Source organism: Geminicoccus sp., from assembly GCF_036263595.1.
GTDB lineage: Bacteria > Pseudomonadota > Alphaproteobacteria > Geminicoccales > Geminicoccaceae > Geminicoccus.
This window is the reverse complement of record NZ_DATAGQ010000096.1, coordinates 1-4,308: the sequence shown is the minus strand read 5'-3', so window position 1 is coordinate 4,308 and position 4,308 is coordinate 1. Positions and strand designations below refer to the sequence as shown.

The 4,308-nt window shown below is 67.9% G+C and carries 4 protein-coding genes; 1 reads left to right on the top strand and 3 read right to left on the bottom strand.

What is annotated here, in order from left to right; genetic code table 11:
• Nucleotides 1–330: OmpA family protein (locus VHL31_RS08835; protein WP_329660844.1), on the top strand; the 330-nt coding region annotated here is incomplete at its 5' end.
• Nucleotides 331–342: 12 nt separating this feature from the next.
• Here VHL31_RS08835 and VHL31_RS08830 read toward each other — a convergent pair.
• The 3 genes from VHL31_RS08830 to VHL31_RS08820 all read right to left on the bottom strand — a co-directional run bounded on the left by VHL31_RS08830 (nucleotide 343) and on the right by VHL31_RS08820 (nucleotide 4,280).
• A complete protein-coding gene (locus VHL31_RS08830) occupies nucleotides 343–1,161 on the bottom strand; it encodes a class I SAM-dependent methyltransferase (RefSeq protein ID WP_329660843.1) in 819 nt (272 codons plus the stop codon).
• A gap of 84 nt (nucleotides 1,162–1,245) precedes the next feature.
• Nucleotides 1,246–2,907, bottom strand: a complete 1,662-nt coding sequence (locus VHL31_RS08825) for a multicopper oxidase family protein (protein ID WP_329660842.1) — start codon at nucleotides 2,905–2,907, stop codon at nucleotides 1,246–1,248.
• Between the two features lie 185 nt (nucleotides 2,908–3,092).
• On the bottom strand, nucleotides 3,093–4,280 hold the full coding sequence (locus VHL31_RS08820; protein WP_349262398.1) for a family 1 glycosylhydrolase: 1,188 nt from the start codon (nucleotides 4,278–4,280) through the stop codon (nucleotides 3,093–3,095).
• Nucleotides 4,281–4,308 lie beyond the last annotated feature (28 nt).

Below are 4,308 nucleotides of genomic sequence, written 5' to 3'. Positions count from 1 at the left end.
CTGTTCGCCGTTGACCAGGCGACGCTGACCGTGGGCGGCCTGCGCGAGGTGAACCGGGTCGCATCGGCGCTGCGGGACTTCCCGGAGGCACGCGCGATCATCGAGGGCCATACCGACAGCACCGGCTCCGACGCCTACAATCTCGAGCTGTCGGACCGGCGGGCGAATGCGGTCCGGGCGGAGCTGGTGGCGGCAGGCGTCGACCCGGCACGGCTGGTTGCCCGCGGCATGGGCGAATCCTATCCCAAGGCGCCGAACGACACCGCGGCCGGGCGGCAGCAGAACCGCCGGGTCGAGGTGATCGTCCAGGAAGGCGCCGTCGGCGCCTGAGGCAAGGGGCCTTCAGGCGATGCCCTGCACCGCCCAGGCCCGCGCCGCGAGGCGGATGCTGCCATCCGCCTCGACCGGCAGGGTCGCGCGGAGCCGCTGGCGCAAGGCGGCCCGCCGGTCCTCGCTGAGCGACATGCAGTAGGCGGGTGCCGGCGCCTGTCCGCCCAGGAACGGCGTCCAGTAGTCGTCGAAGTCGCGAAAGACGGTCGGCACGTCGATCGTCGTCACCTCCACGTCCCGCAGCCCCGCTTGCCCGAACAGGGCGCGCAGTGGCTCCGGGCGGCACAGCCCGAAGCGCAGCGCCTCGTCCTTGGCACCGGCCCCCGCTGGGTCCAGCGCCATGGCCGCGTCCCAGAACCGGCGCATCAGCTGCATGCCGTCCGCATAGTCCCAGACATAGGCGGCGACTCTGCCACCCATCCTGGTGGCCCGGCGCATCTCCGCCGCCGCGCGTGACGGGTCCGGCACGAAGTTCAGCACGAGCGCGCTTGCCACCGCATCGAACGCCCCGTCCTCGACCGGCAGCGCCTGGGCATCCCCTGGACGAAACGCGGCCCGCTCGTCCAGGACGTGCTGCCGGGCATGGAACAAGAAGCCTTCGGACGGATCGATGCCGAGGACCGAGGCCGGTGCGTGGTGCTCGAGGATGGCACCCGTCAGCGCCCCGGTACCGCAGCCGACATCCAGCCAGCGCGCACCTGCCGGCACGTCCAGCCACGCTAGGAACCTTGGTGCCACCTTGCGGCTCCAGCGCCCGACATAGGGCTCATAGACCTCGCCCGCCGCCCACAGCTTGCCCTGGTCCTGGCTCCGTTCCTCCGTGGCCGCCATCGTGCTTCCTTCCAGCCCTGTCGCGGTGGAGCGCCGAGGATAGCACACCTGCCGGCCAGAAGCGGCGGCAAAGATGCCGGGCCTTCAGCGCACCGCGACCTGCCCGGTGGTGTCGGACCGGCAGATGTTGGCCTCCAGCTGCGCGTCGAGGCTTTCGGCTGCACTTGCGTTCTGCCACAGCGCGGGCAGGTCCAGGCCCGCAAACTCGGTGACCTTGTCCCAGATCTGCTCCGCCATCGTCTGGCGCGGCAGGACCCGGATGTTCGCCATCATGCCCTGGTCCTCGTGCTGCACGAGGTGGCAGTGGAACACGAACTGGCCGGCGATGATCGGGTTGGTGAACGGCACGATCAGCTCGGCAAAGCCCGGCTTGCCGTTCACGGCGTAGGGAATGTTGACGACGTCGCGCAGGCCGCCGCCCAGCGTCTGGTTCGGGTCGCCCGAGACCTGTTTGACCAGGAACTCGGTCTGGTGGAGGTGGAAGACGTGGTACTCTTGCGAGTAGTTGCGCACGATCCAGCGCTCGACCTGGCCCACCCGCGTGGTGACGTCGATCCGGCTTTCCTTGTAGGTCTTGTTGTTGATGAAGAACGTGTCGCCGTCGGCACTCTCCGAGAAGTCGATATAGCGGGTCCGGTCGACCTTCAGCTTGGCGACCGATTCGGCATTGGGCTGGAGCCGCTTTGGGTAGGCCGGGCCGTTGCGCAGCCGCTGCAGGATGGCGCCGCCGCCCGCCCGGGGCACGCCGTCCACGACGAACGTCCCGAGTTGCACCGACGGGTTGGGGTCCCCGGCCGGCCCGGTGTCGACGTTCTGGTGGCGGAACGGGTAGCGCCCCGCCTTGCCGGCCTGCACGACCACCGTGGCCCGCGCACCTGGCGGCAGGAAGACATGGTCGATCCGCACCGGGTCCAGCAGGAGGTTGCCGTCCCGCTCGATCAGCCAGACCTTGTGGTCCGTCAGCTTCATGTCGAAGAAGGCATCGGCGCCGAGATTGCCCAGGTGCCAGATCTGGAACTCGCCGGGACGCGAGCGGATCGGCGGGTTGGCGAAGCCGTTCAGCGACTTTGCCCGCGCGTCGCCGTCCTTGAAGCCGGGGAAGGTGAAGTCCTTGAACACCATCACCCGCTGCCGCAGCCGGGCGAGCTCGGGGTACTGGCTCTCGATGGCGCCATCCACGATCAGCATGCCGGAGATGCCCGAGCTGATCTGGTCGTCGACATAATGGTGCACGTGCGCGTGGTACCAGTGCAGTCCCTGCGGGTGGTTCTTGGGCACGAACACGTCGTAGCGCAGGTCCTGGCCCGAATTGATCCGAAGGAAGACATTGTCGCCGTTCGGCAGCTTCGGCGACACGTCCATGCCGTGGAAATGCACGTTGGTCGGCTGCGGCCGGCTGATGTTGACCTGGGACGGCCCGATCTCGTTGACCGCCTTGACCCGGATCGTGTCACCGGGGCGGATGCGCAGCGTCGGCGCCATGTAGTTGCCGTTGACGACGTTGGAGACGACCTTGCGGCCGCGCACGACGATCTCGGCCGGCTTGAACCGTAGCGTGCCCGCCAGCACGCCGTTCTTGCTGCGCATCTCCGGCGGGTTCGGCAGGTCGTCCAGCACGGCGGCCGACGGCACGGCCCCGCGCTCTGCCCCGCTGGCGCCGGCCTGCCCCGGCAGCGCCCCCAGCGCCACCATGCCGGCCAGGGCCAGCGCACCGCCCAGCCTGCCGATTCCCCGCACCCATGCCATCGCCGCTCTCCACCGGCTTGCCCCGATCCGGCCGCCGTCGCCTGCCATGCCCGACTTGGCAGCCCTCAGGCTACACCGTGCGCTGCGGAAAATTGTTCGTCAACCGGAGGCGAGGTCGCTGCCGGTGTTTCAGGTATGGCCATGTGACGCGCCATCATCCGGCTCGTCGAGACGGCCCTGAGACATCAGTAGCCCAAGGTGAGCACGATGCTGTCGGTCGCGAGAATGGCTTCCCACTTTTGGATCAGTGCCCGATACATCTCGCCGACTGGGCGGATCTTGCGGTCGAGGTCGTAGAGGCCCAGCGGATTCACGCGGCCGTTGTCCTCGCGCAGGCAGGTGTCCCAGTCGACCTGGTCGGTCAGGCTGTACCAGGTGAAGCCCACGATCGGGATGCCGTCCTGCTTGAGCCGCACCATGGTCGCTGCCTGCTTGCGCAGCCAGGCGACGCTGCGCGGCTCGGCCATGTTGGTCTCGGTGTGCATGATCGGCAGGCGGTAGCGGTCGAAATACTGCCGGCACAGGATGTAGTAGCCGAACACGTCGCCGGCCTGGGTGGTCGGCCGGTCCGGCGACACCAGCAATTCGTTGGTCTCGTAATAGTCGGTGCCGATGATGCAGTTGGCCTTCACCCGGTGCTGGGCGAACCAGTGATAGTCCTTGGTCGTGAAGCCATTGGCGAGCAGGTACTCGAACATGGTGGCGGAGATCGGGTAGCCATAGGTGAGGTCGAGGGCCAAGAAGCGCTTCTCGTTCAGGAAGCGGCACTCCGCGAGGCATTCCGGGTCTTCCGCATGCGAGTATTCCGAGACCTCGCTTTGGATGAACGTCGCTCCTGGCCGGACCAGGGCGATGGCGCGCATCGCCAGCACGTTCGCCTGGCACAGATGCTTGATGGCGGTCACGAAGGCGCGCTCGTCCTGAAGCCGCTCGTTCCACCACCCGAAGCGCGCGGAGAACAGGGCCGTCACGAAGATCTCGTTGACCGGCGTGAACAGGTGGACCCAGGGGTAGCGCTCGGCAAAGGCCCGCGCGTACTCGGCGAAGTGCCGGGGGAAGTCCGGGTTCTGGAAGCTGCCCAGCCAGTCCGGCAGGCCGAAATGGCACAAGTCCGCGATCGGCGTGATGCCCATCTCGCGCAGCGCGTGGAAGGTCTCGTCGGCGAACGCCCAGTCGTACGAGCCTGGGCCCTGGTGGACCTGGTAGTAGGGCGGACCGTAGCGCAGAAAGCCGATGCCCAGCTCCTTGACCTTCTCGAAGTCCTCCCGCCAGCGCCGGTAGTGGTCGGACTTGGCCATGCTGTCCACGCGCTTGATCCGGCCATCGGGCAAGGCGATCGTCGGGTAGCTGTTCTCGATGCCCGTCGCGATCATGAAGTGCGGGCGAACGAACTCCGGGCTG

Bases quoted from the DNA above. Each gene is read 5' to 3' on its own strand.
- VHL31_RS08820 (WP_349262398.1), bottom strand. From the start codon at position 4,280: ATGATCGCGACGGGCATCGAGAACAGCTACCCGACGATCGCCTTGCCC.
- VHL31_RS08825 (WP_329660842.1), bottom strand. From the start codon at position 2,907: ATGGCATGGGTGCGGGGAATCGGCAGGCTGGGCGGTGCGCTGGCCCTG.
- VHL31_RS08830 (WP_329660843.1), bottom strand. From the start codon at position 1,161: ATGGCGGCCACGGAGGAACGGAGCCAGGACCAGGGCAAGCTGTGGGCG.